We start from the raw sequence: 26,752 nt of genomic DNA, 5'->3' as shown, positions 1-26,752 counted from the left end.
GCATCTGGGACGACTCCACCATTTCCTTGCGTGTATCCTGATGCTGTTAAGGCGCTGTCATACAGCTTGGGATCAGCCAGAACGGTAGGAGCCGATCCATCAACTGTTGCCGAGACGATGAAGCTTTCAACACCTCCTGTGGGCCTTGGTGGATCTTCGCGGTCGTATACGAGTTTGAAGATCGCAACCCAACGCTCCCCGTATGGATTCAGGTCACTAGTGGTCGCTGGCAAAGCAGCATGGAATTTCAGCATGCTGCTATCTACAGCGCACCTATGTAAAGTCGGGTCATATGTGATGGTTCCACCTTCTCCGTTTACACTGTTAACATTGACCTTGCAAAGCTTGTCAGCATCTGTTCCATCTGTCATCGCTGCTATGTAAGCCGATCTGTTGGAGTTGAAATGCGCATCAACAGCAATTGCGAATTGCGTCCAGTCGCTGGATATGGACTTGGCCTTTGTTACTTCATTCCCCTTTGACAAGAGGCTAAAGCTCGCTAGAAGAATGACAGAAAGCAGCGTCAGTCCCACAGCAATTTCGATGAGCGCGACACCTCTATTTTGGTTTTTCATATTAATTTTCTTACATCCGACATAACAAGGTGGCAGACTCCGCAACTTCAGGTTCTCCGACGGCATAGAAATTTTCCTTTTTTTGGATCTTCGTTCCCGATCCGCCATCGGGAAACAGCTGTGCAATGTTTGCCATGGCTTCCTCGCTGATGTCAGTACAAGCGGACCATGTACCGTCTTCGCCTTTGATCACATACCAAGACGAGCGCATATCAGCCATGTTCATTCCAGAAGGGGCACTCACGTTGATGTCTCGCCAATACAGTTTCTTCAGAGCGATTCTGTCACTATTGGAAAAATAATGATCCGCAGCGGTCATGAATGCTTTGTATTGCTTTATTTCTTCACTCGCGCTTATCTTTATTTCTGATGCACCTGAATCACCCTGAGAGGACGCATAGCTGAGTATTGCAGCCAAAAAGAACGCAATGTATACGAAGATCCACATTCATCACTCACAGTCAAGGTAAGCGAAAGCCGCCGATGGAACTTGTGATGGGTCTACCGCCTGAAGCTGCTGCAATGGTTGGTGGTGTAGACGCATAAAGTCGCGCATTGGCCTGTCGTTGCGCCTCTTCATTAATGCCTGAGTAGTTCCCCTGAGAAATACGCTGCTGCACGACCAATGTTTTCTCTAAGAGCTGGACTTGCAGTAGTTTGTTTTCAAGCCGCTGAAACAACAGGCCGCGTAGCAGTTGAGAAAACATCTCTATCTGTCCCTTCTCAATTCTGTCGCTGAAGCTCTGGACGGCTGTAGCGACATCCGAGGCAAAGCTGGTTGTAATGACGAGGAACCCATTTCCTGCTGCGCGCAGTGCCTCTCTTGCCGCTCCGTCTTCTCGAATCTCCCCTATAAATAGCATGGAAGGAGTGCCTACGGCTTGGGATCGCAAGACGCCCTGGAGTGCTTTTTCCCAGCTGCCTATCCCGTTCTCCCGTACTTGAGTTTGCGTGCAGTATCCTTGACCATGCCAGCCATTCAGGGGGTGTTCTACTGGCTCTTCAACCGTGTGGGCATATCCACTGAATTCGATTAAGCGAGAAACGACAGTGGCTGCAGCCGTGGTGCTTTTTCCGCTGCCTGTGGGCCCACTGATCAGTATGAGGCCCCCTGTTGAATGTCGCTGGTCAAGAAGGAAGCGCTGCGACGCTTCAGAGAGCTTGGTGGGCAAGCTCTCCAATGTGGGCGCGCTCGAACGCATTTTTCGGAATCGAATCCATGTTCCGTCAACAACGCTTGAGTCCAGGTGTCCACGCCAGTTATTGCCTTGAAATGAAACGGTTCCGTCTTCGAGCTTCAGTTCTGTAAAGCTTTTGGCAAGGCTGATGGCATAGTCTCGAAGCAATGGGTCTAGTTGTAGAGGGCCGGGAAACTGAATGCTTTTCTCTGGCGAAGTGAGACAGACACCCAGGTCTGATATACCTTCGATTAGGCTACTCAGGTCTGTAGTGGTAATGGCTTCAATATTCATTTTTATTTCAGGAGGCTGCACTCTACGGCGCTATACATAAAAACGACTTGTCCCGGCAAATTGGATTTTTCTTCGTAGTCGCTCCCGTACTCATACGATCTGAGAGTCGGCTTTCGAGTCAGTTGAAATTCTGTTGGGTCAGAATAGTTGCCTACATGTGAGAGTTGATAGTAATTGGTCACAAACGAACAATTGTATCCACCGCATTTCGGCACAGTCAGCTGCTCGTTTGATGCTTGTACGGCTATGCCATTTAGCCTTTCTTCATAGCCCCAACTACCTCCCCAGGTTGTCCGAGGAGCAGGGGAGCCGGCACGGCCCCAAGCTCCTCCAAAGCCAGGAACCATGCTGTCATTGGACTCTGCATTCATGTCCAAAGGAAAGGACAACCCATTGGACCCGGAACGTGTGGGCGTGGCTGGAATACGCGCATCCAAAAACATCCACCATTTTGCGGGTCGGGACGATTCCGGCATGCTTTCAGCCCATTGGTGTACTGGTCGCTGCCAAAATGCCGGGCTGCGCGTGGTATTCCCAATGGGTGCGCTGTTGCCATCTGGATAGGTACTCACGCCCCCGTTGTGGCCGCTGCCGGAGGTGCCTGGATTTGCTCCACCGCCACCAGCTCCTGGTGTCGCGCTGCCGCCTTGGCCAGGGGCATAGCTGGAGCCAGCTCCGCCGCCGCGCCAGCCAGCACCACCACCGCCACCTGAAACTCCCGGCCAGCCCGAGCCGCCACCGCCCCCAGTGACGATGCGCACGCTGTCACCGGGCGCCACCTGGAAGTCTCCCTTCGTCACCGGAGCTTCCTGGCCACCGTTACCTCCTGGGGCGATGACCGCCGTGCTGCCATTCAGAATGATGGCGGTGGAACCGCCACCGCCTCCGTTCGTCCCTGTGCCGCCATTGCCGCCAGCCGCTTTGTAGTAGAGCCGGATGTTCTCCAGCCCGTAGAACTCCGCGGCCTGCAGCGTGAAGCTCGCGTCCGGGGATTTGATGGCCACGTAGCACTTCTGCAGTGTCTCCACGCGGCCGCTGGCATTGCCGGCGCCGCCGCCACCACCGGCTTTGACCGGTGGATAGTAGGTGTAGCCCGACAGAGAGCCCGGTGTGACAAAAACAGCATCGGCCAAGGCATAACTGGTACTGAGGCCCAGGGCGGCGATGGCGCAGGCCTGTGCGACCAGGTGGGGCAGGGCTGGGAGTCGTGTCTTCCTCATTTGCATCGTGCTTCTCTGTCGTTGGTGGTCAGCGGACCTGGATGGCGATCTTGGTTCCCGCCTCGGCGCAGCCCGTGGTCAGGCCCGTTTGATCCAAGGTGGCTCCGTTCTTGTAGAGGTTGCCGCCCGAGATGACGCCGGCGTTGGCCGCTGCAGAAGCGCCCACGCGGATGGCCATCGCCACTGGCTCCAGCCGGGCCACCAGGTTGGCGCAGTCGTCCTTGTCCATGGGGGCTGCGGTACCGCCCAGCGTCATTGCGAACGTGATGCGCGAACCGTTGAGGGCCATCTGATTGCCATAGCCGTCATACAGCTGGCCAGCGTCGAACTTGATGGGATTTTTGACGATGCCAATCTTGTCCACTTCTGCGGCCGTGACACTCGTGTAGTCGTTCGCACGATTCCAGTGCTTCTGGATGTCCATGGCCAGATACAGGGCCTTCTCGCCGAGATTTCCTGCATTGATGCCTCCTTTGAGGACACCCAGGGAACTCAGCACGATGGCGGCCACGATACCCGCCAAAAGTGTCCATGCGGCCATTTCAATCATAGACATGCCGCGCTGGAGTTTTGCTTGAAAGGCCTGCGGCTTGAAAGCGGTTTTGTGAATGTTCATATATGTTGCCTGTGAAATTTATTTAAGAGTTCCAACGATGCCGTACATGGTCACTGCGATCCACAAGATTGATCCTGCAATAGCAAGTGTTCCCAATATGTCCGCCACCATGGCGGTTGTTTTCGCTTTTTCGATAGAGAGTTCAGAGAACTCGTTGGCGATGTGATCCAGGGATTGCCCGAAATCGCTAGTTCTTCCATAAAGACTAATAATCCATGCGTTCTCCTCCGGAAATAAATTGCATGACGTTAGTGAAACATGAGGGGGTTTTCCTTGTTGGGTGAGTCGCTTGATGTGGTCAAGCTTGCTGACCATGTATCTGTCAGCACCCTCGGAAATAGAGTTCACGGCTGTTCTAAATGGAACACCAGTCCTGAGAAATCCGCTCAGGCTACCCAAAGTTGCAGAAGAATTCAGTAGCCGAACTGTGGTAAACGGCCAGACGTTTCTATCCAAGAAGTTTCGCACCGGACCTGTCAAATTCTTCTTGAGATAATTAAATGCGTAGTAAATAAAAGCAATAGTGAGAAAGAAGCCAATGATGAAAGCAATAATGTGGTCCGCCACAAATCCAAAATTTTGAGCTGCGCCCGTCCAGCGGTGCCTTGGCGCCGCTTGCTCCATTTGCGGGATAATCTCAAGAGAGAAGTAGTAATAAATGACGGACATCATGAGTGCATACCACAGCACGCGCGAGACTCCAGAACGTATGATTTTGATGATCTCTGACTGGCTGCGCGCGTACTTAGCTGCCTGGAGTAAGCCCAAGGAAATATTTCCTTGCTCTTCGCCACTGCGAATAATCATGGCCTCATTATTGGGGACCAGTCCCAATAGCACGTCTCCGAGCTTGAGAGTCTTGGCTTGGCTGCTTTCAAGAGAGACTCTTTTACTTCTTCCGCCCTTCATCCTCCGCATGACCTCCTGGAGCAATGGATGGAGAAAATGCTTTTGTTTTCTGTACTCGGCCTCCATCTCTGTGAGAGCTGCGCCCAGAGGGATGCCGCCGGCGGGCCCTGTCATGGAAGCGAGCGCGCCGTATAGCTTGGCCCTGATATCCGTGGTGAGGCGGATCTGGAAAATAATTCTTTTGATGTTCTTCATCAGAATCCGTCCCTTCTGAGCATCCCAATACTGTGCTCAACATCGCGCGGATCTACGAGGCCCTGCCGCATTTTTTGAATCGCGTGAGAAAGTGCAGAAACTCCGAGACCATATTCCACTTTTTCACCCAGCGTGGTGAGCCAGTAATCACGCGCTCCTGCTTCATCTTTTTTCTTGATGAAGCCTAAGAGCTTCTCATCGGGAATGATTATTTCCGCAATGGGTGTTCTTCCGAGGATACCTGTACCATTGCATGTTTCACATTTGCATCCTGTATCTAACTTGTTCTCTGCGTTGATAAAATATCTGCCTTCGTTGATGAAGCGGATATTATGTTTATCGTCACTTACAGAGGTCAATCGATTAAAAAGACCCTCATTGATCATGCCGGCCGCACGAGCAAGATCGAGGGGCAATGAACACTCGGGGCAAACAATAGGTAATAGCCTTTGATAGACAAAGCCGGAAACGAATCCGGGCATTGTCATCAGGTCAATATCCACACCCAGCTGCTCAAGCCGAGAGAATGCAGCCATCGCCGAGTAACCATGGATGGAAGACAGAATCTTGTGGCCTGCCAGCACCAAATTCTTGACGGTCTTTGCTGCTTGGCTTTCGCGGATTTCTCCTACCATGACCACGTCGGGGTCCTGCCGTAATGTGGCTTCCAAAAGTTCGTTGAACGTATCCTTCGTTGCGGGCATCTGGCATGCGTTAGGAATCTCGTACTCCACCGGAGACTCAATCGTGCATACCTTGATATTTGGTCCCCGGTTTTCGTAGAGTTGCTGAATGCAGCTCTGCAGTGATGAAGATTTGCCAGAGTTCGTCGGCCCGACAAAGACGACTAGGCCTGAGCCTCCGATCAGCATTCTTTCGACCTGCTCACGTTGAGCGTCGGAGTAGCCGACGTCGCTGAGCCTCTTGAAGCCGCCTTCCACGTTGGCAGGTCTGAGCAGACGCAAAACCAACTGGAATTTATCTGGATGTATGGCAGTTGAGTGGAACCGCACTGTCAATAGGCGTTTGTTTTTCTTTGTAGGGTCATCCCACACGTCAAAATTGGTGTCCTTGATTTCTCGCTTGGTCCAAGAGCCTTTTCGGGCGATGTCTGTTGATTCAAAATTGAAGAGCACCGAACCATAGTCTTCAGCAGTGGCCAAAGAGATGTCTCCCATCTTGTACCGACGACCATCAATACGGAGCAAGACTTCGGCCTTGTTCTCGCGTGCTTCGATATGGATATCTGATGCACCTGATTTTGCAGCGTCCAATAGCAATTGCCGCACGCGCGTCTGTGTTGATGTTTGTTCGGAATCCGAGCTACTGATTTCGCGTGCGTTGTTGTGGTGTACCGCCCGTATGATTTCCCAAGTGGAGATCAATGGATAGATATTTTGATAGTTGTCTGCCTTCAGACGCTGGGCAACGTCCAACATGCCCCTGCTTTGCAGATACATGTCAGGAGTCATCAGCAAATAGGTCCGATGGCTTTTAGAGCTCTTGGAATCTGCGAGTGGCTGATTGAGGGCGAAGCCGACAATCTTCTGCTCGAAAAGCATGTCGCTCTGTATGGCCGCGAAGTGCTCCAGATGCTGTTCACCCAGGGGGTGCGTGAGCTTATGAAGATTGACATACTCACCATCAGGAACTGCCGCTACGTCAGAAACAGCGTATCTCTCAAGCACAGCACGCTTTTCGTTGTGGTCCTTCAATTTTTGCTGGAGCACTTCCTTGGCTTTTGCATGCTGATCTTGATGTTTCTCGCCCCGTCGCCCGGGCATTCTCAATGTGATACCGAGTTCCATTTTTTGACCTATTCCAGGATATAGAGCGTTGTGAAGGCGTTAACCTGCGCGCCCACCGCTGTGGGATTGCTCCAAATCACTCGTTCGAAATTAATGGGATATTTATTCAGGATTTCCACGGCCCAATGCATGCTCAAGAGGTCGCTGCTACTGGCAGTGTTCAGCTGCAGTTGGATTTTTCTTCCTAACCTGTATTCGCTAACGCCGGCCAAGCCTTTGATTTCAGAAGGCGGGCGCAAGGTGACTTCTTCCTCTTGAGAGAATTTGAGATTTTTGAGATTACGGGATGCCCAATCCAGAATCGCCATCTTCACGACTCTTGGATCTACTTTCTGGGCCGGATTCCCGTGTACTGCACTTCTGCCAATCGGAAAGTCCGAGACGATAGGGCCTTCAGTGTTCAGTGGATCAAGGATTCCTGGGAGCTTTGTGCGGTCCGCAATGCGTGTATGGGAATTTGCGGGGGACCATTCAATGGTTGCTTTCTTCGCTTGGAAATCGCATTTCAGAATCGCCGGCTTGTAGCCCATCGAAGTGTATGGCAGCGACTTTCGTACTTGCTCACACTCATGCCATTGCGACAGTGCGACTTCTTGCAGACCGAAGTTTCGTTGCTCTGATGCAATTTTTTCTTGGTATTGTTGAATCAGATTGGCTATTCGTCGCTCTTGGGCTCGCTTTTCTTGCTGACTTTGGAGCAACGCTTTCAGAGCGGCAATTCGACGCTCTTCATTGCGCAGGTTCTCACGCTGGGTCGCTACGAAATACGAGCCTGCGGCAGCGACTGTCAGAAGAATGGTCGCAGCAAAGATCTTTCTTATATCCAGACCATTTTTCCGCAGTCGACATTGCTGTAGTTCCTCAGATTTGAGGTCTTTTGCGGCCTCTATGATCTTTTGGATGGTATATCTGGCATTGATTGTATCTCCGACAATCACTCCATCGTGTGGAATGTATTCGGCTGCAGTCGAGTACGCCTGCTTTGCCTCTTCGGCGTCATAGACGATTCGATCGAACGTAGGCTGGGGTACACCGTCCTTGATCAGACATATCCAGAATGTCTCTTCTGCAATTTTCTGAAAGACAAGTGCATTATCCAGAAGCATAGCAACAAGCGCTGCTCCCGCAAAACAGCCTGCCATCTGCGATGTGCCCTTGGCCACGTTCAACTGACCACTGACACTCAAAGTCAAATAGGCATTGTTTTTTCCTACAAAGCGCTTTGCCGTCTTGAGACTATCTGCCTCGGTCCAAGTTAAACCGAGAGCCAACCTGTAGCCATCGATCTTCCATATCTGAGTTGAGCTCTGATCAAAGCCAGAGGACGAGCCGGTATCCGGTGCGATTTCACTTGCGGAGAGAGTTGGCTCAGTCCTGACTTTCTTGAACGCGCGCTTTAGCATCTGTGACGCCTCACTGATTGCTTTGTGCAGGCGCTTGGCCGGCGTGGGTAGGCATGGGCGTTGGGCCATTCCAGATGGCCGATCCAGGCGAGGGCAGGGCGGGCTGCGCTTGGACCAGTCCCGCAGGCATGGCCAGCGGCGCCGCCGGCATGCCGGCGGCTGCTCCTTGGCCTGGCCAAGACATTCCTGGTGCAGCCGCACCGCCCTGCGAACTGGCGGCTTTGAACGCCAGCGTCATGGGCACTGGCTTCTTGCTCTTGGCATTCGGCAGGGGCTCGATCCGGACCTGGACCTTGCGCGGTGCGATGCTGGCCAGCGTCATTCGCTCAGCGATCTCGTCGCCCTCAGAGAAGGTCAGCACGGCGCCGTTGGCCAGGGCCAGGCGGGCCGTCTTCTTGCCATCGAGAATGATCACCGACACGACCGTTGGGAGGCTGCCCACGATCGGGTCGGTGCCCAGCATGTCGCGGATCTGCCGCTGTTGCTGCAGCAGTTGCAGCTGCACTTCGTTCTCGGCGGCCAGGTCGGCCGGTGTCTTCTGCTGCGCACGGCCGGCGCCCGCGAGGACGACCAGTGCAGCGGCCACCAGGCCTGCGATGATGAGCTTGCCATTGGGGGTATTGCGTTGCTCAGCCATTTTTCTGACCTCCATACACCTGCATCACGATCACCGACATCGTTCGATCGCCGCGGCCGCGCTTGCTCGCGCCCGCGATCGACAGCTGGTCGTTGACTTCCTCGCTGCCGGAATCGAATCCAAACAGCACCAGGGCATCGCCGTCCTTGACGAAGGCCTGCTGCTGCATGCTCTGCCGCGCAACTTCTGGGGAGTACGAGGTCACGCCATTGACCACTTCAGGGTTCATGCTCGTGACGGAGGAAAGCTCAAACTGATACTGCAGCAGGATGCGGTTGTCGCCCAGGATCAGCGGCACCACGTTGGCCGTCAGGCCTGTGGTGAGGGTGGTTTTCTGCTCGGTGGTCTGGGCACCAACGTTCGCTGTCTGCGTGGTCGTGCGCGTGGCCGTGTAGACGCGGTCCTGGACAACCTGGAAAGGCGACGGCTGGCCGTTGATGGCCAGAAACTGGCCTTTCTTGAACAGCGCCACGCTGCCGACCGTGTTGAGCGCCTCTGCGATGATCTTGGTGCCGTTGAGCCGGGAATTGGCGTCGGCGAAGCTGACCGTGAATCGACCGGGTTGCCCGCTTGACGGCTGGATCGGGCTCGTGCCCCCAAGGCTCACTCCATTGCCATTGAGCTGCTTGTAGACCAGGTCCATCGACAGGCCAGCGGCTTGCTCCTTGGCCAGCGTGACGTTGTAGACGGTCAGGTCGATCGTCACGTTGCGTGCGTAGCGCGCGTTGATCGAGTTGAGCAGGGTGCTGATGCGCTGCAGGCTGTGCGGCCTGGCCGTGACCGTCACGATCCCAAGCTCCGGTGTAGCAGAGGCGAATCCGTCCTGGCCAGCCACGGCGAGCCTGGAGTTCGATGATCCGCCACCGGACCCTGTTGAACCGCCAATTCCGCCAACTGAGCCGCTGGCGGCCGGAGCACCTGCACTGCTGTTCGCGCCGCGCGCCTGAGATGTTCCTGGCTGGATTCCCAGGATGGCCTGGACCGAGCTCATGATCGATGTCCATGGGTCAATCAGCTGGTTCTGTGTGACCGACACCGTGCCGCTGTTGCCTCCGGCACTGCCCGAGTTGCCACCGGCGCCACTGTCTCCACCGCTGGAGCCCGAGCCGGTGGCCGACAGACTGATCGATGCCGTCAGCGCCTTGGCGCCGCCCGGAATGTTCATGTCGTAGGTGCGGGTCTCGAACCGGAAGAACTCGATCACGTTGCGTGAGCTGGCGTAGCGCCACGACGCCTGGTTGCGCTGGGCCAAGTCGTTGAGCAAGGCCTTCACCGTTCCGTTGTGCTCGACCTGCGTGAAGCCATTGATGCCCCTGGTGCCGGCGGCCTGGGCCTGCCCCTGCTGGCCCAGGTCTGCACCCGGCGCGCCGACGATTTCAGTTGCTGCAATCGGGATGCCGATGCGCGTGCCGAGCTCTTCCAGGACCTCGCTGAGCTTTTGCGAACCATGTGTGGCGTAGGCGATTTCGCTCTCGAAAACTGCCGGCAGCGACTGGCTTTTGTGCAGCCGGATTTCCTTGCCGGCGATGCGCGGAACTGCCAGGCGCGTGACGCCTGCAGGAGCGGCGATCTGTGTGCGTTCGGTCAACAGTCGGCGGGCCTGGTCGTTGGCTGCTTTCGTGTTCTTCTCGGCTTCCTGGATCGTCGTGCAGCCCTGCAGGAGCAGCATGCTGATCGCCGTGGCGAGACAGGTCAGGCGCTGGGGGAGGTGCTTATTCTTCATTGCCGTCTTTGCTTTCTGCAGTGATGTCCGTGGACGTGACTTCCATGACCTGATTGGGTGCCGCCACGGTCAGCAGGACCTGCTTGCCCTCGGCCCGGAGGATCGTGACCACGGCCTCTACGGCTGAAGCGACATCGAGGTCGTCGCTGAAGGCCGAACTCGAAATGACTTGCCACGACACGCGCGGATACCAGATGAGCTTCCAGCCTGCAGCCTGGGCCCAGGCCTGCAGCTGCTCGTGCACTGGCTGACCTTCCCGCAGCACATAGCGTTGCGTGGCCACCTGCGCGCCAGCTGCCGAGGAAGTGATCTGGACCGAGGCGACAGCACGGCTCTGGCGCGCGGCCAGTTCCTGGGCACCGGCCGGATCGCAACCGGCGGTGCTTGACGGCGCAGCTGCGCCGGTGGCGGCCCATGGCGCCGAGGTCGGGTTCAGAGGGCTCGTCCTGGCGAGCTCAAGCCGCAGGCCTGTAGCGGTGCTGGCCAGCTCCAGTACCTGGCCAGGCTGCAGCTGCTGGTTCACCGTGCGCAGGGCATCGCCGATGCTTGCCGTGTCGCCCTGTTCGACCTGCACCAGTTGCTGCGGATTCGTGGGGCAGATTTCGAGATAGGGCACGCCGATGCGCTGGGCGATCAGCTGGCCGAACTCGGACACCCTGGCGCTCCATGAGATGGCGACTTGGGCCTGCAGCAATGCATCGCGGGAGTCGTTGCCGCCTGCGGGACCATTGGCCAGCGCAGGCAAGGAGACGGACATGGCCACGGCTGTGGCGCATGCACCGAGCATGTGTTTTTTCATCTTCATTCCTGTTTGCCTCAGCGCTGCGCAAGCACGCGGGCCTGGGCCAAGTGCCACATGGCCACGGCGTGGAAGGTGGTGCCGCGCATGCTGTTGCCGTTGAAAAAGCCACCGCTTTTGAGCAGCCTCTTCGCTGCTCGGCGGTGCTGTCGCTTGCGCTGACGCGCGTTGTTGGCGAACCCCATACGCTGGACTTCGCTCTTGGTGAGTGGACGTGTGGTGCCTCGGAACATGGCTTCTCCAGCGCTCAGCGAATTGCCGCTTCTGCAAGGGCGAACTCGCGGTACAGCGCGAGCACCTTGGGCACGTACTGCTGGGTTTCGCGGTACGGCGGGATGCCCTTGTGCTTGCGCACAGCGCCCGGGCCGGCGTTGTATGCGGCCAGGGCCAAGGGCCAGTCCCTGAACTCGAACCACATCTTTCTCAGATAGGCCGCGCCGGCGGCAAGGCCCAGCACGGGGCTGTAGAGGTTGCTCTCGGCGTCTTGGAGGCCGACACCTCGCGCGGTGTCAGGCAGGACCTGAGCCAGGCCGCGAGCGTTGGCCGGGGAGCGTGCCTGGGCGTTGTATTTGCTCTCGACTGCGACGAGTGCCTTGAGCAACGCGGGCTCCAGCCCGTAGTGGAGCGCTACAGCGGTGATAGCTCGTTCGTGCTGCCAGTAGTTCTCGAGCATCCGCCGGCAATCGGCGTTGGTCTTGTTGCCTCGCAGGCAGTCGAGCGTGCTTGCATTTGCCCCCAGGCCGACCAGGGCGGTGAGCCCAATGGCCGCTGCCAGATTGCTTATTCGGAGCCAGCTCATGCGACGGTCATCGCAAGCGCGATGAATGCAAGGAGAAGCCCGGCCTGCAAAGCATGGCGCGAAAACTGATCGACCGCCAATCCACCCTTCGCATAGCGGCGCCATACGGCCAGCAAGGCTGAGCCCACAATCACCGCAGTGGCGCCGATGCCGATGGTAAGGATGGTCTTGCGCACGTTGCCCATGCTCTGACCCGAGGCCTGCCGGAACCCTTCTTCGAGGCTTTGAGCAACGGGCACTTCGGGAATGGGCTTCCAACCACCGCTGCCTCCACCCGTGCCAGGATTGGTCCCCCCACCGGTCCCACCATTCCCACCGGGCGAAGTTCCTGTGCCGCCGGCCATTCGATCCGCCATGCCACAGATCGTGGTCCCGTTGCTGTCGGCGAAGCCAGAGCAACGGCCTGAATTGATCATCCTTCGGCAGTTGCCAATGCCCAGCTGAACGCAGGCCAGCACCATGTTTCCATCCACGGGGCGGCCATCGAACGTACCCAGAGCCAGTAGATCTCTAACGACACTGGACTTCATGGCATCTGTTGTCAGAGCCGACCACGCATCAATTTGTTGTTGAAGGCTTTGCTGTCGGTATTTTTCAGGCGGCACACGCGCATATTTGGCAATGTTTTCCTGATTCATCTGCAGGACGCCATAGCAGCAGCTGCCGTTGTATGCGTTGGTATCTCCGCGGCTTTCGACGTTGATCGCAAGATTGGCGACCGCCTGGGCGTTCTGCTTGAGCCATGGGCTCGCATTCGGCGAGTTCTGAATCGCTGTGACGATGTCTGCCGCACTGACGATGGCCGCAAGCGCGACTACCGGGACGAGGGCGAGCGTGAGCGGAGACCGTTTGCGCCAGTCCGCAACAAATCTCCACAGCTTCATTTGCGACCCCCAACACGTCCGCCTTTTTCGAGCTCTTCCAGGAATTGCTCGGGAGGGGTGGCACCAACAAGCCGCTTGCCGTTGGCAAGGACCACGGTGGGGGTGTTGTTGATCTGGTAGCGCTCCCCAGTTCGGAGGATTTCGACCAAGCCATCGACATTGCATGCCTCGGGCAGTTTGGGCCTGGCGCCGTCCATCATCGCCTTCCAAACCCCGGCACGGTCAGGAGAGCACCAGGCCATGCGCGCGAGACTCTGGCTTTGCGGGCTGATGACCGGGAGCATGAACCTGTAGACCGTCACGTCATCGATCTGGTCTACGAACTTCGTGAACACCCTGCAGATGGGGCAGTTTGGATCTTCAAAAACTGCCATCGACCGGCTGCCATTGCCATGTACTTCCTTGATCGCGTGTTTGAGCGGCAGCTGATCGAACGGTATGGCCATCCGCTTGTCCTGGACTCGTGCGGTGAGGTCCACGCGCTGCTTCAAATCCATCAGTGACCCACCTATGAAACTGTAACGGCCTGTTTCATCGGCGTAAAATAATTCCCCCTCCGAAAGCACCTCGTAGATGCCTTTGATTGGCGTGGGGCTGATCTCGTCAACTCGGACCGAGTTGCCGGTATTGGCAGAAATCGCTGCCCTCAACTGTCCTGCCACTTTTTCTGAGACAACCTCAGCGAAAGACGTCGTGCAGACAGTGAGGAAGGCCGCAGCAACAGCAGCGGGCAGGGCCGTGCGTACCAGACTTGCGCACGGAAAAAGAGGGGGGTGGGTAGGCATGGGCGCACTGTATGCAGCCCTCCTCGGACACTCCAGCGTAAAACGTTCGATACATACCGAACGTTTTACGCTTGACTTTTGGAATTTTTTTTGATCTAGAATTTGGCGCGTCGAGGTGTGCGTCTCGCCAGCAGGGACGGCTCTCTACGCCATCCGTGCTGGCCCGCCACTTGAGGACAGCATGGATAGAAAAGATCCCTGGATGCACCAGGGCGAGGCCTCTCGTTTTCACGAGGGCTGGGATTCCCGTTTCGAAGATTTTCTGACTGATCTCTTCTTGGTTGAAGGCATGGCTGATTCCACCAGAAGAACACTTCAGGTCGAGATCTGCGCGTTCAACAAATGGTCAATCCAAGAAACAGGGCGCACATGGGAGGCCCTTTCGGGCTCGGACCTGCAGTCGTATTTACAGGGAGCTAAAGCCGCCGTATCAGCCGCCACTTTTCGCAAGAAGCAATGGTGCCTGCGCAGGTTGTACGAGTGGGGCTTGTCCGAGTCGATCGTGGACATGGATATCAATCCATACCTGCTGCCAGTACGCGTGTTCTCGCGGCCACCGCATGAAGTGCCCAGCGCATCGCAGATCCAAACTGTCCTTGAGCAACCGGACGTGACGACGCCCGAGGGCGTACGCGACCGCGCAGTCCTTGAGCTCCTCTACGGCGCTGGCCTTCGCGCTGCAGAGCTACTGGGGTTGCCACAAGACATGTATCTCCAGGGCCGCTGCCTGCCGATCATGGGGAAAGGGAGGAGGGAGCGTCTTGTTGTGCTGGGAGAGCATGCGTTGCATTGGATTGCGCGATACAAAAGGGTCCGTAACGATATCCTGCGTACCGGTGGACATGTTGCTCGATCGACAAGACGATTCTTTGTTTCAAGCGGGCACTATCCCGACTACCGCTATCTCCAGTTATGGCGCATGGTGCGCCGGTACTCCGGAATGTGTGGTCTGGATCTATCCCCACACAGCTTCCGCCATGCATTTGCAACACATCTCTACCAGGGTAGAGCGCCACTCAACACCATCAAGCTGCTTCTGGGCCACTCACAGCTGGAAACCACTGCGATCTACGTGTCCAGGCTTGGCCTAGATGACCGAGAACTGGTCAGCCGGCATCACCCTCGTGGCGAGACATATCAGCCTTTCCTACGCTGGGACATTTCCAGCCAGCATTAGTAGCGGTCTACGATTGCGGCCAGCTTGGAGGAAATGGGACATGGCATTTACCACTTTCCGCCACCACGGTCGTGACCACTTGCGCCTCGCTGTCGCCGAGTTCGTCCTTGAGGAAATGGATGACCTGTTGATGCTCGGGCGCGCTGCAATGTGCGCTGAGCGCAAGCGCCGCCGCACGGCGGTCAGTTTCTGCACTAGTTGGCGGTGGCACAGTACCCGCGCCTGCAGCTACTGCAGCTCGTCATCAGCCAGCAGGCGTTCGCGCTGGTGATGCTGATGGACCACGCGGGCGAAGGCCGCCAGCATGCGCGCATCCAGCGCGACGGTCTTGACCAATTCAACTATGGTGCGGGCAAAGTCGTGCGCCGTGCGCGGATTTACTACGGCCATCGCCAAGCGCGCTGACTGCAGCGCGCAGGCCGCTTCGAACTCCTAGCCGCCAGTGATCTCGTGCACGACCAGGGCCGGCGCCAGGGCCATGGTTTGGGGGACGAGTTGTTCGATGCCACCGACTTCATTGGCGATTTGTCAGGTCTAGATTTTGTCGCTGCTGGTGATCTCCAGCGTCTGGCTGCAGACATAAATGTCGATAAAAACAGAACCGTAAACGTCTTTTACTTCCATCCTTGGCTATTCGAACCGAACGCTTGTGTAAGCAAAGGCGTCTCGGGTTATAGCGGGTGTAAACGAGAACTATTTATTGATTGAAGATTTAAATAAGTTGCACAATGTTTCGATTGACAATACTTGACACTTTGATGCGTCGCCGTGACCGTGACCTTTGGTCCTGATGCCCAACGGAGCTTACTTGATGACTTTTTCAATTCCCCGATGGCTTGCCGGTGTTGGCCTGGCTTTTCTACTCTCCTCCAACGCCGCTGCCCAGTGGTCCTATCCACCGGGCAGCTCTCTGGTTGTCCCGCCCGGGGGCGCCGTAGACCTGTCCTGCTCTGCACTAGACATGCAGGGAACCCTGGACCTGGGCGGCGCCCTGACCGTCGATTCGTCGGCCACGTTCGCAAGTACCGCCGCCATCACCAACAGTGGCGGAACGCTGTCGGTGGGTGGTGACCTGCAGATCAACGGATCACTGAATGCCGGCAACAACACGATCGAGCTGCGCGACGGCTGCGATCCGGGCAACACCAGCCAGCTCAGCGGCACCTTGGTCGTGCAGAACCTGACTATCAAGAGCAGCACGGGCCGCACCTTTGTGCTGCCTGTCGGGGCAAATATCACCGTGCTCGGGACGCTGACCGTCGAGGGAGTGCCTGGTCAGCCTGTGGTGCTGCAGGCTGCCAGCGGCACTGCGGTCATCAACCTGGGTCCCGGTGCGACGGTGGTACGCACCAATGCGACGGTTCCGCCCACTGTGCAGATCGGTGCAGGTCCCGGCCCATCGGCTGCGGCCATTCCCACACTGAGCGAGTATGGGTTGGTGCTTCTCTCTCTGCTCATGGGACTGGCGCTTTGGCGTCAGCGCCGCACTGCACAACGTTAGCCACTACACATTCAGACTATGAAAACCATGAAATTCACGCTGCGCTCTGTCTCTTTCGCCGCGGCCATCGTCTTGAGCGGCGCTGCAGTGGCGGCTCCTGGCGGCGCCGACATCACCATCACACCACCGGCCAATGGTGGATTCGTCATCAAGAACAATGCAGGCAATGCAGAGCGGCTCCGGGTGATGGAAACAGGGGATGTATATCTGCCCAACCTATCCAATACATCGGAGGCTGGCAGCGTGGCCTGCTATGACGATGTGACGGGGCGACTGGGCAAGTGCGCAGCAGGTGCGATTGTGGGGAACCCGGGGCCGACGGGAGCAACCGGGGCGACCGGTGCAACAGGACCTGCAGGCGCGACCGGCCAGGCAGGTCCTGCGGGACCCACAGGTCCGGCAGGCGTTCAAGGCCCGGCGGGCCAGACAGGCGCTCAAGGCCCCATTGGTGCCACGGGCCTTCAAGGTCCAACGGGGGCGCAGGGTGATATTGGCTTGCCTGGTCCTACAGGCCCCGCAGGCCCTGCAGGCGCATCGGGTGGTAAAGCCATCATGAGCAGCAGCGCGAAAGGCATGGCGTTGACAACGATTGCGGGTGGCTTGCCCGGCAACGTTGCGGTCTTGCCGATGAATGGTTACGTTCCTGCTGCTGCAATGCAAAGTCTTATTGGTGGAAACCTAGACCTTACAGCACTGCAAGCAGCAGATGGAGTACCTCAATCATTTCCAGCTGATGGTGTGATAACTGGATTGACTGCGCAAATCCAGAACACCAATGCATTGAGTTTGGTGGGAACTACTATCTCATTGCAGGCGCAACTTTATACATCCGTGGATAATGTATTCTCGCCGGTGCCAGGAGCGGTATGCACAATGGGTCCTAGTTATACGGGGATTCTTGCTTTAGGTACTATTTCGAGCTGCGTTGTTACTGGGTTGAGCATTCCTGTTACATCTGGTACGCGAGGGGTTTTCGTAATTTCGGCAAATGCTTTTGGTCTTACTTTGGTAAATACTGTGAATGTTGTAGGGGGGGCATCGCTCGTGATGCAGTAAAAGCCTTACTTCAGTATTTTCTGTGCATCTCATATGCTGAAAAGAGTCAGAGAATTTTTTGTTGGAGATTTCCTATGTTGCACTTCAACTGAGTGGAAACTTCGTCGTGAAAGATCTCACTCTGATCAGCACCACAGCCACCTGCCCGCTATCGTAATGCCGGTGGGCTCCAGGAACGCTGAAACTGGGAACTCCAGGTCGGTCATGCTGGCTTCTTCTGGCTGTAGCGCTGTTGTTGTTACGATTGGGCCTGGCGCCACGTTGTCGAATGCCAGTGGAAGCGCCGTATCTGGAAATGTGCAGATCGGGGTGGTGACTTATCCGGCAAGCCTTCCCGCGCTCAGTACCTATCGGCTGATGTTGATGAGCTTGATGCTTGGTAGTCTAGCCCTGTGTCGCCAACGCCGTAACCGCACAACCTTCTGAACTCTTCCCCCTTCCCATCATCCTGGGCCGGTGCTTTCGGCACACGGTGCCCAAGTGCTTTTGCCTCAAAGGCAGTTCAACTATGTCCCGTAAAGAAACCACCTTGCCCTCTCGCCTGATTTTTGCTTTGTGTCTGAGCGCTGGCTTCCTTGCTCCTGCGGCGCAGGCTGCTGATGTCAGCATCACCATGCCTCCAGGTGGTAACTTCGTTATCAAAAATTCGGCAGGGGCCGAGCGCCTGCGTGTACAGAACACAGGTGAAGTCGTGGTTCCTGCTTTGCCAGCCGATACTGCCACTGGCAACCAGCTGCTGTGCGTTGACGGCGCCACGGGGCAATTGGTGCATTGCGCGCCGGGTGTGGGCGGCGGGGCAACTGGCGCTACGGGAGCCACAGGTGCGACAGGCGCCACGGGGGCAACAGGTCCAGTAGGCGCGACAGGCGCCACGGGGGTGGCTGGCCCGACAGGCGCAACGGGAGTCACAGGTGCAACTGGGGTCACCGGTGCTGGCACCCCCGGCGCCACGGGTTCGACGGGGGCCACTGGCGCGACTGGACCTACCGGACCTACAGGGGCCACGGGTGCAACCGGCCCGACGGGCCCGACCGGCATGACAGGAGCTACGGGCGCGACCGGGGTCCAGGGTGACACAGGTCCCACCGGGCCCCAGGGACCGCAAGGCATTCAGGGAGTCCAAGGCATCCAGGGTGTGACGGGTGCTACAGGCGCTGGACTTCAAGGCCCCACAGGTCCCGCAGGTCCACAAGGGCCCTCGGGTTCCGGCGGGTTCATCCAGACCTTTGCCGTGAGCAGTACCAACAGCAACAGCACCTATCCCACCTATCCGAACACCATCGCGCTCTTGGCATCTGAACAAGACACCTTACGCTTGGTCCCTGTAGCTTGCACCACGAGTACCATTTGGGCCGCACAAACCAACAGCAAGAATCTGACCAGCATGCAGGTGAGCCTGCGCAAGAATGCGACCAGCGTGCTGGCCAGTTGCACGCTGAACGCCGGCACGCCTGTGTGCAGTGCCACGGGGAATGATCCCCTGGTGGCTGGCGATCTCATCTCCGTAGAGCTGGTCGGCGTTGAAAGTCTCAGCTCCAAATCGACCGGGCTGGCCATCACCGTGACTTGTCAATAAATTCCGTCAGCCGCGACGCATGCCCAGCTTCCCGCCTTTGCCGCACCCAGGTTTCCGCGCCCGCATCTGCCTGAACATGATCGTCAAGAACGAGGCACCGGTGATCGCGCGTTGCCTGGCCTCGGTCAAGCCATGGGTGGATCACTGGGTGGTCGTGGACACCGGCTCCAGCGATGGCACGCAGGACCTAGTGCGCCAGTGCATGGAGGGCGTACCAGGCAGCCTTCATGAGCGGCCCTGGGTGGACTTTGCGCACAACCGCAACGAGGCGCTGAAGCTGGCGCGCCCGCACGGCGACTACCTGCTGTTCATTGACGCCGACGAACAGCTACGCGTGCCCGAAGGCTTTGCATGGCCTGCGCTGGAGGCGGACGGCTGCATGCTGTCCTGCCACATGGCAGGCACCGAGTACCAGCGCAATGCGTTGATCGCCACGCGCGTGGACTGGCGCTGGGAAGGCGTGCTGCACGAGTACCTGACCGCGCCTGCACACCAGCCCTGGCAGATGCTGTCGGGGCCGTACATCGATGTCTCGCACGACGGCGCGCGGGCGCGGGACCCGCAGACCTACCTGCGCGACATCGCCGTGCTCGAAAAGGCCGTGCGCGAGCAGCCCGGCAACACGCGCAACGTGTTCTATCTGGCGCAAAGCCACCGCGACGCGGGCCAGATCGAGTCCAGCCTGCATTGGTACCGGCAGCGCGCCGCCATGGGCGGCTGGGCCGAGGAGCAGTGGTTTGCGCTGTTCCAGATCGGCATGCTGCTGGAGCGCTCGGGCGCCGAGCCGGCCTCCGTGCGCGAGGCCTATCTCACCGCCTATGCCGCGCGACCGCAGCGGGCCGAGCCCCTGTGCGAGCTGGCGCGCTACCACCGCGAGCGGTCCGAGTTCGCCCTGGCCTGCCTCTATGCGCGCCAGGCCGCCGCGCTGCCGCGCCCGGCCGAGGACATCCTATTCATCGACGCCCAGGTCTATGCCTGGCGCGCACTGGACGAGCTGGCCGTCAGCTCCTTCTACACCCCGCTGCGCGACCTGGGCCGCGCCGCGCTGCAGCAGTTGCTGGCCGAACGCCGCTACCCTGCCAGCGAGCAGGCACGCATCGAAGCCAACCGCCCGTTCTACGGCCTGTAGAAGACTGGAAAGTGCACGGACTTTAGTGCTCGAGTAGTTGGAAGCGTCCCAAGCCTGCCAGCTTCGAATGGATGAGCAAGGAACACATGCAGGCGCCACTGAGGGAGCGCAACAGACGAGACAACAGGAACGTAAGGCAGATCGCAGCTGAGCAGGGGCATCAGCCAGGTGGCGATCCGCAAGCGTGCCAAGCGCAATGACTGGAGTCAGGATCTGCCGCATCGCTGACAGACACCGAAATCCTGATCGATGCCTGTCTTGCAACCGACGTTTTTGGGGGGAGACGCGTCGCTGCTGACCTGGCTGATGTCGGCATGCTATCGGCCTGGGGCCTTGCGCAGATGGACTTGGCTATGGTCCGCAGGCTGTGGAGTGTCACGCTGGAGCGCACGGTACGCGAACTGCGTGGGCACGCCTGGATATTACTGGACCCGACGTAGTTCAACGCGAACTACAACTTGATGAAGCTCCTTGCCGAGATCAAAGCAAATTGATGAGTGCGGTCGATGCGCTCAATAGCCGCTTTGGTAAGGGGACCGTGCATGTCGCAAGCACGGGCCAACAGCAACCAGATAAATCTTGGGATATGCGGCAAGAACGCCGCACTCCAAGATATACAACTGAAATTTCTGAAATCCCGTTGGTGCGTGCTTGATTAATCAACCAAGCTTCAAGGTTTTATTGCATTCTTGCACAATTTTTCCATACTGAATGGTGCGAAAATGAATGGCTTGATGCAAGGCATCGTAAAGATATTCTATTCTATTTTTCGCTTGATCTGCACTAGAGATTTTACAATATCCGTTAAGAACTGCAGCAGTCCCCGAAGTAGTAGTTGGCCAAGGTAAAACCTTCATCTTGCATCGAACATAGATATCATGTGCACTAGCGCCGTTTTCAGCATCTGAGCATTGATCACTCCCGGCTGTGTCGAACATGGAGAAGATAATTCTTTTATTTCCATTTCTGACATCACCAACTAGTGCAAAAGCAGGAAAGACTCCACTTGCATCTCTTCTAACGGCGGCAAGTTCTTTGCTCCAAATCTTGGAAAGTATTTCACGATCTTCCTGAGTTGCCGTGGACTGAAACTCAACACTGTTGAAAACTGCTAATCGCATAGGCGCCCACTCCGCACTGCCAGCTGCAGCGCGCGCTATAGGTGTGGAGCACATGGCAGAGACGGCTATAAGAGTTGCGAGTCTAAGAAACTTGTTGTTGGACATGAAATTTTTGGGCGTTGTGACAAGAGTGGACCGAATTAGGGACTTTACAAGACCAAGCTCTAACGTTACGATGTGTCAACCGTTGGCGTCACCGACGGACTTGGAGGCTAAGGTTCTCCTTAGCAGTGGAGCTATAGCTTCACGAAGTATACGTTCTGGGCTTTGTGCCGCACGGTTGCTTCCATGTGATCACACTACGCTCTAGCGAGAGGAACCGATGCTTACGTACACCTACCGATTTTTTGCAGCCACACTTAAATTCTCTTGGAAAATTTTCATCATTATTGGTGGTTTGGTTTTGTTTTCCATAGGTAAGGCGTTGACTACTTTTATCTCGGATTCCCACGACGATTTTGGTAACGAGACAGAGCCGGAACTTCAAAAGCCGACTATCGTTGATAGAAACAGCGCAATTCAAGCTTTTGGTTCCGGTGAGTGTGGCGCAGCCGAAGTAGCTCAATACTGGAATTTTGAAGATAAACGCTGAAAGATCATCGACTAATCTTTCTGGCAATTTTTCCTCCACCAGCTTTTGAGCTTTGTGCTGCGCTGTTGGCCATTTGGCCACCACCTTTTATGTCGTCTATGCCTGCGGTCATATTATAACCAATCCAGGTCATCATACTCGTCCAAATCACTGGAAGACCTATAAAGAGAAATAACAAGAGTATGTTTAATATCATCCGCTTATATAGTTGCGGTTGTCCGGAACTAAATACTTGGGTGATTTCTTGCATGATGGCAGAACCTGAAAATCCCGGGTACATGGCCTCTATAAGCCGCGCATCAATCCATCGGGCAATAAACCACATCACAGCCCAGAATTTCACAGTGAAGATGGCCATTGCGCCGTAAATCATCATTTTCAAATCGTATCCACTTAGGAACACGATCGTTGGCAAGAACGTGTAGAGTGCCATCAATACCAGGGCCTGAACCATCGGTAATGCATTGAGCAAAGGAATCATGGCTAGAGAGGCTTCCAGCGCTTTATTTGCCACACCGAATGTGCTCGCGGCCCCGACAATGGACCTGCCGATATTCGTTGCAGTACCGTAGTCGTCACCCATGATCCGATCTGGTGATACGAAGGTAAGATTGGCCTTCTCAAATCCCAGCCGTGCCACGCTGTCCTTGGCTTCGTCGGCATTGGCGAAGGTCAGCGTGTTCTGAACCTTTTGGGTCAGGTTTTTCCAGGTGCTGGTGTTGTTGATCAGGCGATCGCGCAGGCCGGTCGACGCGGACTCCCACCATTGCGTGCATGTGGGTCGCCCCCAATCTGGGTTGACGTAGCCATGCTCTGGCGTGCCTTCAGGCGCCGGCGTCTGGATGTACTCGACGTCGCGCGAGAAATCGATCGCCCAGCCTGGCACCGGGTTGTAGGAGCGCATGTTGGGATAAAAGCCTGCCTCGGTGCGGAAGAACTGGCTGCCGACCCAGTCCACATCGGTCGGCCCGTAGCCGCTGCCCTCGGCGAGCAGGGCTTTGCCGGTCGGGGAGATCTTGCTCTTGTCCATGGCCAGGTACTGGCTGCGCGCAGGGATGAAGCACTCGGAGTAGAACCGCTGCAGGTCATAGAGCAGGCCTGGATCTTCGATCGTCGCCATCCTGGCCATGTCCTCGATCATGCGGAGGTCGCGGCCCGCGTTGCTCAGGCCTGCGCGGAACGCACCATTGACGCCGGAACTGATGGCCATGGTCGAGTACCACCACAGCGGCACATACGACAGGTTGCCAGCCTTGCTGAATGAACCGTTGACCGCGTCGGCCATAGCGGTGTCGTAACCCGACCTGGTCCCGCCCTTGAGCGAGACAGGCTGAGGTTCCGACCCATCAAAACTGCGAGCCGGCACATAGGTCATGTTGACGTTGTGCAGCGACGTGATGGGGGTCGTGGCAAAGCACATGGACATCACGAACAGGGCCGTAATGATCCGTGTCTGGACGGACTCCAGAAGGGACCTCACGCCCTCAAAGCCTTGGCCGCGGTCCTTGGCCTCATGCCATGTTCGGAAGACGATCAGCGCGAAGGGCAGGGCCACCAGGCCGGTGCCCACGATGATCTCGCCGATCAAGTTGGCGAACGCCCAACCGTACATTGTCGTGAAGAGCTCAAGATAGCTGTCAAGTTGCATGCGTCACTCCAGCATCAGTTGAGCCAGCCCAACACGGCCCGGGCGAGGTTGCCCGGACCGATGGGTAGGGCGATGAGATAGAGGGCCAGGAAGCTGGCCGCGCGCCAGCGCATCAGCAAGATCTCGCGGTGCTCTGACTTGCTGACGAACCCACGGCGCCGTCCCCAGGCCACCACACGCCGCCAGCGCGCAATGATCCAGATGCACACGAGGGCCTGGCCGATGGCGCCCAGGCGGGATGCGTTGCGAAACCAGGCCATGAGCTCCAGCACCTGGGCGGGGGCCAGGCGGATCAGCACGCTGGCCACCAGCGTGGCAATGGCCAGCAGGCCGATCGCACAAAGGAGCCAGGGCACCCAGCCACGGAGCCACCAGCGGGTGCGGCGTGACTTGGCCTGGTCAGCACGCTGGACATCGATGTCGTGAGCGTCCTGAATCATCGCTGAGCTCCCACATGGCCATCGACCAGGGGTGCCCGGTCTGCACGACCGCCGCCGGCGGCGCCTGCAGCTGCCGCCCCAGCTGCCAGCTGGTTCTGCATGATCGCCAGCGCTGTGTCGCCAGTCATTTCCTTGCGAATCCTGAACTCAAACATCATGTCGTCGATGTACTGCGTCAGCCGGTCGATGCGCTGCTGCACTTCGTTGTTCACCTGCTTTGCTGCCGTGGCCTGGGGCAAGCTCATGCCCGAGATCAGCGCGTTGCGGGCGATCAGCGCCTTGTCGATGACCTTGTGCATGGCGATCTCCTGGGACAGGCGATTCACGGCCACCGAGCGCATATCCGTGGGCAGCTTGCGCACGGCATCCATGAGTTGGGGGCTCACCGCCATGCCCGGCGCGCTGACCTTGGCCAGGTCGGCCTGGCTCGCAGTCTCTGCCAGGGAGAGCGTCCGCATCGTGGGCAGGACGACTTCGAGCTCCTGCTCGTACTTCGGCGCCAGGCCTGTCGCAGTGACAGTGGCTGTGGGGTTCGGGCAGCTGGCGTCCTGGGTGCAGAGATAGATCTTCTGGTCACCCAGCACCTCGGTGCTCCACTTGGCCAGATCTTCGGGCGCCTTGAATGCCTGCACCAAGCGCGTCGATGACAGCGAGGAGCTGCCGTAGTTGGCCGTGGCGATGGTGCTGGCCGACTTGTTGATCGTCACGTTGTAGCCGGCCACGGCCAGGTCACGGATGGGCTGAATCGGGGCGGTGCCGATGCCGCCGGCGCGGGCACCAAACACCCAGTCCAGGCCCTTTTTCTGGGCTTCCTCGTTCTTGTTGATGTCCACCTTGGCTTGAACCACGTCGCCGGACAGCGAGGCTTTGATCTTCCACGCGTCGCCCTTCGCCAGGGCGATGTAGTCCTCGTAGGGGTCCTTGCCTGACTTGATCATCGACTCCATCTCTTCGCAGCTTTTGAGTGAGGAGGCGACCAGCAGATCCGCCTTCTGGCTGAAGTTCTGGAACAGCTGGTACAGGCCCGGCTGGGCGCGCTGCAGGAAATACAGGGGCAGGGCGGCGATGCCGGCCTGCACGGCGCCGGCGACCGTGGCGCCGAGGTTCTGGATGCTGTTCATCAGCGTGGACCAGGACATGCCGATGTCGAACTTGCCGCAGGAGTAATTGGCGCGCACGCCAGCGCTGAGTTGGGTGGACAGGGAGCCCCGGTTGGGCGCCATGCCGCTGGGCGAGCCGCCGCCCATGCGGTAGTACAGGCTGGAGGACGAAACAGGCTGGGCCTGCGCAGGCACGCTGAGGGCTGTGAGCGCGCAGGCAACGGCTACACACGAGATGGCCTGCAGCGCCTTGTGCTGCCGGCGTGATGATGCAGTCATCGAAAATCCTTCAGGGAATGGAGTAGAGGTACATGCCGCGCCGCTGGCAGCACACGTAGTGCTTCCAGAGATTCCAGGAGTAGCCGTCGGCCGGGTCGGTCTGGAAGTCGCCGAAGGTGGTCAGCGACAGCGAATCGTTGGCACCGAACTGGATGCAGGAGGATGCGGGGTTGGGGTGCAGCATTTGCCAGCGATGCGGATGGCTGCCGAAGTAGACGAAGCCGCTGCCTGGCTCGACCTTGGTGTAGACGTGCGGCTGGGCTGACTTGTAGATGATCGATGCGACGCGCTCGGCCAGGACTGCCGATGCCTTCACGGGGTGCGACTGGATGATCTCGCCGGTGCGCGGATAGGTCGGCCCCCAAGTCTGCGTGTAGCCATTGCCGACTTCGCCCAGGCCAGGCACCCAGGACTGCGGGTACAGCATCTCGACGGGCAAGACGCCGCGCCAGAAGGGCGCATCGAGCTCGGTCTGCATGTGTAGGTAAAAAGGGGAGGAGCCTCCAGGGCAGAAGAGCATGGAGCCGCCCGTCATGCCCGAGACCATGCTGCCAATCTGCTGGAAAGTGCCCACGGCCTCAGAGATCTGCTGCGCTGTCTCCGCGATCTCGATGACCTGACGCACGCCGTCGATGGTCTTCATGATGCTCTGCAGGCCGGCGAGCAGCTGGCCAGGCGCTTCAAGCATCTTTTTGGCGTCGGAGGCAACGGTGTTGACGATTTCCTTGGGCACCTGGGTCCACTGCCGCCCGATGTTCGGCAGTTCCTGCGAAGGAAACTTGGCGAGCTCGCTGATGCCTGGGATAGGTAGGGACTTCGGCAATGTGACCGGCGCACCCGACACCATCATCGCCAGCTGCGCGGCCGGGTTGCCGATGGCGTCGGCGCTCTTGTAGTTGGTCATTGCCGAAGGCGTGTCCAGGCCTCCAGCTGAGGAGTCCAGCGCACGGCCCAGGATGGTGGAGCCGGCGGCAGTGACGGAGGTGGCCACGAGCGTTCCCAAATCAGTCCACGGATGGCGCAACGGCTCGTTGTAGGTGCTGATCACCACGTCAGGCACGTAGTGGCTGATCTTCATGCTGGTCTCGATCCAGCAGACCGCGATCTTGCAGCGCAGGAAAAAGCACACGCCTTCGACCTGATAGCTCAGGCACGACATGGCGGCCGTGGCGGTATGCACGATCAGGCCCGGGGTGGTCAGGGCGTTTGCTGAAGTGGGCGCCAGGGACATCGCCAGGGATGCGGCTGCAGCGGCAATCGAGGTCGCAAGCGCGCGCCGGCCAGGTTGGATAGACAAACGTGACGTGC

General features: G+C 57.8%; 28 protein-coding genes. 7 read left to right on the top strand and 21 right to left on the bottom strand.

Annotated features, from left to right (window positions below):
* The 15 genes from ACF8ME_RS11880 to ACF8ME_RS11810 form a co-directional block, all read right to left on the bottom strand.
* The coding region (locus tag ACF8ME_RS11880; protein ID WP_392416601.1) for a hypothetical protein at positions 1-575 on the bottom strand (575 nt) is incomplete at its 3' end.
* A 10-nt stretch (positions 576-585) separates the two neighbouring features.
* Positions 586-1,023, bottom strand: coding sequence for a hypothetical protein (locus ACF8ME_RS11875; protein WP_392416600.1), 438 nt, complete (start codon positions 1,021-1,023; stop codon positions 586-588).
* Between the two features lie 13 nt (positions 1,024-1,036).
* Entirely contained in the window at positions 1,037-2,047 is a 1,011-nt protein-coding gene (locus tag ACF8ME_RS11870; RefSeq protein WP_392416599.1) for an ATPase, T2SS/T4P/T4SS family, read from the bottom strand.
* Positions 2,048-2,049: 2 nt separating this feature from the next.
* A complete protein-coding gene (locus ACF8ME_RS11865) occupies positions 2,050-3,267 on the bottom strand; it encodes a hypothetical protein (RefSeq protein ID WP_392416597.1) in 1,218 nt (405 codons plus the stop codon).
* A 28-nt stretch (positions 3,268-3,295) separates the two neighbouring features.
* A complete protein-coding gene (locus ACF8ME_RS11860) occupies positions 3,296-3,883 on the bottom strand; it encodes a hypothetical protein (RefSeq protein WP_392416595.1) in 588 nt (195 codons plus the stop codon).
* A gap of 18 nt (positions 3,884-3,901) precedes the next feature.
* Positions 3,902-4,987, bottom strand: coding sequence for a type II secretion system F family protein (locus tag ACF8ME_RS11855; protein ID WP_392416594.1), 1,086 nt, complete (start codon positions 4,985-4,987; stop codon positions 3,902-3,904).
* Positions 4,987-6,795: a GspE/PulE family protein gene (locus tag ACF8ME_RS11850; protein ID WP_392416593.1), complete on the bottom strand. Its 1,809-nt coding sequence runs from the start codon at positions 6,793-6,795 to the stop codon at positions 4,987-4,989. The genes ACF8ME_RS11855 and ACF8ME_RS11850 overlap by 1 nt, the downstream gene beginning before the upstream one ends.
* 8 nt (positions 6,796-6,803) lie before the next feature.
* The gene (locus tag ACF8ME_RS11845) at positions 6,804-8,267 is read right to left on the bottom strand and encodes a hypothetical protein (RefSeq protein WP_392416592.1); all 1,464 of its coding nucleotides are present in this window, start codon (positions 8,265-8,267) and stop codon (positions 6,804-6,806) included.
* Positions 8,209-8,835 (bottom strand): hypothetical protein, encoded by a 627-nt coding sequence (locus tag ACF8ME_RS11840; RefSeq protein WP_392416590.1) that lies wholly within the window; start codon positions 8,833-8,835, stop codon positions 8,209-8,211. The genes ACF8ME_RS11845 and ACF8ME_RS11840 overlap by 59 nt, the downstream gene beginning before the upstream one ends.
* Complete coding sequence (locus ACF8ME_RS11835; RefSeq protein WP_392416589.1) at positions 8,828-10,558, bottom strand: secretin N-terminal domain-containing protein; 1,731 nt, start codon at positions 10,556-10,558, stop codon at positions 8,828-8,830. The genes ACF8ME_RS11840 and ACF8ME_RS11835 overlap by 8 nt, the downstream gene beginning before the upstream one ends.
* Positions 10,548-11,363, bottom strand: a complete 816-nt coding sequence (locus tag ACF8ME_RS11830; RefSeq protein WP_392416588.1) for a toxin co-regulated pilus biosynthesis Q family protein — start codon at positions 11,361-11,363, stop codon at positions 10,548-10,550. Before ACF8ME_RS11830 ends, ACF8ME_RS11835 begins: the two co-directional genes overlap by 11 nt.
* Positions 11,364-11,374: 11 nt before the next feature.
* Positions 11,375-11,590: a hypothetical protein gene (locus tag ACF8ME_RS11825; RefSeq protein WP_126312640.1), complete on the bottom strand. Its 216-nt coding sequence runs from the start codon at positions 11,588-11,590 to the stop codon at positions 11,375-11,377.
* Positions 11,591-11,604: 14 nt separating this feature from the next.
* Entirely contained in the window at positions 11,605-12,156 is a 552-nt protein-coding gene (locus ACF8ME_RS11820; RefSeq protein ID WP_392416586.1) for a lytic transglycosylase domain-containing protein, read from the bottom strand.
* The gene (locus tag ACF8ME_RS11815) at positions 12,153-13,040 is read right to left on the bottom strand and encodes a hypothetical protein (protein ID WP_392416584.1); all 888 of its coding nucleotides are present in this window, start codon (positions 13,038-13,040) and stop codon (positions 12,153-12,155) included. Before ACF8ME_RS11815 ends, ACF8ME_RS11820 begins: the two co-directional genes overlap by 4 nt.
* Positions 13,037-13,825 carry a DsbC family protein gene (locus tag ACF8ME_RS11810; RefSeq protein WP_392416582.1) on the bottom strand — a complete coding sequence of 263 codons (789 nt, stop codon included), beginning with the start codon at positions 13,823-13,825 and terminating at the stop codon, positions 13,037-13,039. The genes ACF8ME_RS11815 and ACF8ME_RS11810 overlap by 4 nt, the downstream gene beginning before the upstream one ends.
* 181 nt (positions 13,826-14,006) lie before the next feature.
* On the opposite strand from ACF8ME_RS11810, the gene ACF8ME_RS11805 reads away from it, so the two are divergent.
* Entirely contained in the window at positions 14,007-15,002 is a 996-nt protein-coding gene (locus tag ACF8ME_RS11805) for a tyrosine-type recombinase/integrase (protein ID WP_392416579.1), read from the top strand.
* A 228-nt stretch (positions 15,003-15,230) separates the two neighbouring features.
* Here ACF8ME_RS11805 and ACF8ME_RS11800 read toward each other — a convergent pair whose 3' ends face one another.
* Positions 15,231-15,392 (bottom strand): hypothetical protein, encoded by a 162-nt coding sequence (locus ACF8ME_RS11800; RefSeq protein WP_392416576.1) that lies wholly within the window; start codon positions 15,390-15,392, stop codon positions 15,231-15,233.
* Between the two features lie 571 nt (positions 15,393-15,963).
* On the opposite strand from ACF8ME_RS11800, the gene ACF8ME_RS11795 reads away from it, so the two are divergent.
* The 5 genes from ACF8ME_RS11795 to ACF8ME_RS11775 all read left to right on the top strand — a co-directional run bounded on the left by ACF8ME_RS11795 (position 15,964) and on the right by ACF8ME_RS11775 (position 20,919).
* Positions 15,964-16,503 carry an IPTL-CTERM sorting domain-containing protein gene (locus tag ACF8ME_RS11795; RefSeq protein ID WP_392416575.1) on the top strand — a complete coding sequence of 180 codons (540 nt, stop codon included), beginning with the start codon at positions 15,964-15,966 and terminating at the stop codon, positions 16,501-16,503.
* Positions 16,504-16,530: 27 nt separating this feature from the next.
* The gene (locus tag ACF8ME_RS11790) at positions 16,531-17,559 is read left to right on the top strand and encodes a collagen-like protein (RefSeq protein ID WP_343739639.1); all 1,029 of its coding nucleotides are present in this window, start codon (positions 16,531-16,533) and stop codon (positions 17,557-17,559) included.
* Between the two features lie 1,231 nt (positions 17,560-18,790).
* Complete coding sequence (locus ACF8ME_RS11785; RefSeq protein ID WP_392416572.1) at positions 18,791-19,135, top strand: hypothetical protein; 345 nt, start codon at positions 18,791-18,793, stop codon at positions 19,133-19,135.
* A 19-nt stretch (positions 19,136-19,154) separates the two neighbouring features.
* Complete coding sequence (locus ACF8ME_RS11780; protein WP_392416569.1) at positions 19,155-20,264, top strand: glycosyltransferase; 1,110 nt, start codon at positions 19,155-19,157, stop codon at positions 20,262-20,264.
* A gap of 493 nt (positions 20,265-20,757) precedes the next feature.
* Positions 20,758-20,919: a DUF4113 domain-containing protein gene (locus ACF8ME_RS11775; protein WP_392416567.1), complete on the top strand. Its 162-nt coding sequence runs from the start codon at positions 20,758-20,760 to the stop codon at positions 20,917-20,919.
* Positions 20,920-20,923: 4 nt separating this feature from the next.
* Here ACF8ME_RS11775 and ACF8ME_RS11770 read toward each other — a convergent pair whose 3' ends face one another.
* Positions 20,924-21,490 carry a hypothetical protein gene (locus ACF8ME_RS11770; protein ID WP_392416564.1) on the bottom strand — a complete coding sequence of 189 codons (567 nt, stop codon included), beginning with the start codon at positions 21,488-21,490 and terminating at the stop codon, positions 20,924-20,926.
* Between the two features lie 217 nt (positions 21,491-21,707).
* On the opposite strand from ACF8ME_RS11770, the gene ACF8ME_RS11765 reads away from it, so the two are divergent.
* Positions 21,708-21,977, top strand: a complete 270-nt coding sequence (locus tag ACF8ME_RS11765; protein ID WP_392416562.1) for a hypothetical protein — start codon at positions 21,708-21,710, stop codon at positions 21,975-21,977.
* Positions 21,978-21,981: 4 nt separating this feature from the next.
* Here ACF8ME_RS11765 and ACF8ME_RS11760 read toward each other — a convergent pair whose 3' ends face one another.
* Genes ACF8ME_RS11760 through ACF8ME_RS11745 form a run of 4 tightly spaced genes read right to left on the bottom strand, consistent with a single transcriptional unit; the run spans position 21,982 to position 26,741 of the window.
* On the bottom strand, positions 21,982-23,625 hold the full coding sequence (locus ACF8ME_RS11760) for a conjugal transfer protein TraG N-terminal domain-containing protein (RefSeq protein WP_392416560.1): 1,644 nt from the start codon (positions 23,623-23,625) through the stop codon (positions 21,982-21,984).
* 14 nt (positions 23,626-23,639) lie between these two features.
* Positions 23,640-24,065, bottom strand: a complete 426-nt coding sequence (locus ACF8ME_RS11755) for a hypothetical protein (protein ID WP_392416558.1) — start codon at positions 24,063-24,065, stop codon at positions 23,640-23,642.
* Positions 24,062-25,444 carry an integrating conjugative element protein gene (locus ACF8ME_RS11750; protein WP_392416556.1) on the bottom strand — a complete coding sequence of 461 codons (1,383 nt, stop codon included), beginning with the start codon at positions 25,442-25,444 and terminating at the stop codon, positions 24,062-24,064. Before ACF8ME_RS11750 ends, ACF8ME_RS11755 begins: the two co-directional genes overlap by 4 nt.
* A gap of 10 nt (positions 25,445-25,454) precedes the next feature.
* Entirely contained in the window at positions 25,455-26,741 is a 1,287-nt protein-coding gene (locus ACF8ME_RS11745; RefSeq protein ID WP_392416553.1) for a TraU family protein, read from the bottom strand.
* Between the last annotated feature and the right edge of the window lie 11 nt (positions 26,742-26,752).

Source organism: Delftia sp. WSY_7 (assembly GCF_043104845.1).
GTDB classification, from domain to species: Bacteria; Pseudomonadota; Gammaproteobacteria; order Burkholderiales; family Burkholderiaceae_C; genus Comamonas; species Comamonas tsuruhatensis.
This window is presented reverse-complemented; position numbering and strand designations above follow the sequence as displayed.

Bases quoted from the DNA above. Each gene is read 5' to 3' on its own strand.
- ACF8ME_RS11860 (WP_392416595.1), bottom strand. From the start codon at position 3,883: ATGAACATTCACAAAACCGCTTTCAAGCCGCAGGCCTTTCAAGCAAAA.
- ACF8ME_RS11810 (WP_392416582.1), bottom strand. From the start codon at position 13,825: ATGCCTACCCACCCCCCTCTTTTTCCGTGCGCAAGTCTGGTACGCACG.
- ACF8ME_RS11775 (WP_392416567.1), top strand. From the start codon at position 20,758: ATGAGTGCGGTCGATGCGCTCAATAGCCGCTTTGGTAAGGGGACCGTG.
- ACF8ME_RS11875 (WP_392416600.1), bottom strand. From the start codon at position 1,023: ATGTGGATCTTCGTATACATTGCGTTCTTTTTGGCTGCAATACTCAGC.
- ACF8ME_RS11755 (WP_392416558.1), bottom strand. From the start codon at position 24,065: ATGATTCAGGACGCTCACGACATCGATGTCCAGCGTGCTGACCAGGCC.
- ACF8ME_RS11840 (WP_392416590.1), bottom strand. From the start codon at position 8,835: ATGGCTGAGCAACGCAATACCCCCAATGGCAAGCTCATCATCGCAGGC.
- ACF8ME_RS11805 (WP_392416579.1), top strand. From the start codon at position 14,007: ATGGATAGAAAAGATCCCTGGATGCACCAGGGCGAGGCCTCTCGTTTT.
- ACF8ME_RS11770 (WP_392416564.1), bottom strand. From the start codon at position 21,490: ATGTCCAACAACAAGTTTCTTAGACTCGCAACTCTTATAGCCGTCTCT.
- ACF8ME_RS11870 (WP_392416599.1), bottom strand. From the start codon at position 2,047: ATGAATATTGAAGCCATTACCACTACAGACCTGAGTAGCCTAATCGAA.
- ACF8ME_RS11800 (WP_392416576.1), bottom strand. From the start codon at position 15,392: ATGGCCGTAGTAAATCCGCGCACGGCGCACGACTTTGCCCGCACCATA.
- ACF8ME_RS11790 (WP_343739639.1), top strand. From the start codon at position 16,531: ATGAAATTCACGCTGCGCTCTGTCTCTTTCGCCGCGGCCATCGTCTTG.
- ACF8ME_RS11850 (WP_392416593.1), bottom strand. From the start codon at position 6,795: ATGGAACTCGGTATCACATTGAGAATGCCCGGGCGACGGGGCGAGAAA.
- ACF8ME_RS11825 (WP_126312640.1), bottom strand. From the start codon at position 11,590: ATGTTCCGAGGCACCACACGTCCACTCACCAAGAGCGAAGTCCAGCGT.
- ACF8ME_RS11845 (WP_392416592.1), bottom strand. From the start codon at position 8,267: ATGGCCCAACGCCCATGCCTACCCACGCCGGCCAAGCGCCTGCACAAA.
- ACF8ME_RS11865 (WP_392416597.1), bottom strand. From the start codon at position 3,267: ATGAGGAAGACACGACTCCCAGCCCTGCCCCACCTGGTCGCACAGGCC.
- ACF8ME_RS11765 (WP_392416562.1), top strand. From the start codon at position 21,708: ATGCTTACGTACACCTACCGATTTTTTGCAGCCACACTTAAATTCTCT.
- ACF8ME_RS11780 (WP_392416569.1), top strand. From the start codon at position 19,155: ATGCCCAGCTTCCCGCCTTTGCCGCACCCAGGTTTCCGCGCCCGCATC.
- ACF8ME_RS11835 (WP_392416589.1), bottom strand. From the start codon at position 10,558: ATGAAGAATAAGCACCTCCCCCAGCGCCTGACCTGTCTCGCCACGGCG.
- ACF8ME_RS11820 (WP_392416586.1), bottom strand. From the start codon at position 12,156: ATGAGCTGGCTCCGAATAAGCAATCTGGCAGCGGCCATTGGGCTCACC.
- ACF8ME_RS11750 (WP_392416556.1), bottom strand. From the start codon at position 25,444: ATGACTGCATCATCACGCCGGCAGCACAAGGCGCTGCAGGCCATCTCG.
- ACF8ME_RS11855 (WP_392416594.1), bottom strand. From the start codon at position 4,987: ATGAAGAACATCAAAAGAATTATTTTCCAGATCCGCCTCACCACGGAT.
- ACF8ME_RS11760 (WP_392416560.1), bottom strand. From the start codon at position 23,625: ATGCAACTTGACAGCTATCTTGAGCTCTTCACGACAATGTACGGTTGG.
- ACF8ME_RS11795 (WP_392416575.1), top strand. From the start codon at position 15,964: ATGCAGGGAACCCTGGACCTGGGCGGCGCCCTGACCGTCGATTCGTCG.
- ACF8ME_RS11815 (WP_392416584.1), bottom strand. From the start codon at position 13,040: ATGAAGCTGTGGAGATTTGTTGCGGACTGGCGCAAACGGTCTCCGCTC.
- ACF8ME_RS11830 (WP_392416588.1), bottom strand. From the start codon at position 11,363: ATGAAGATGAAAAAACACATGCTCGGTGCATGCGCCACAGCCGTGGCC.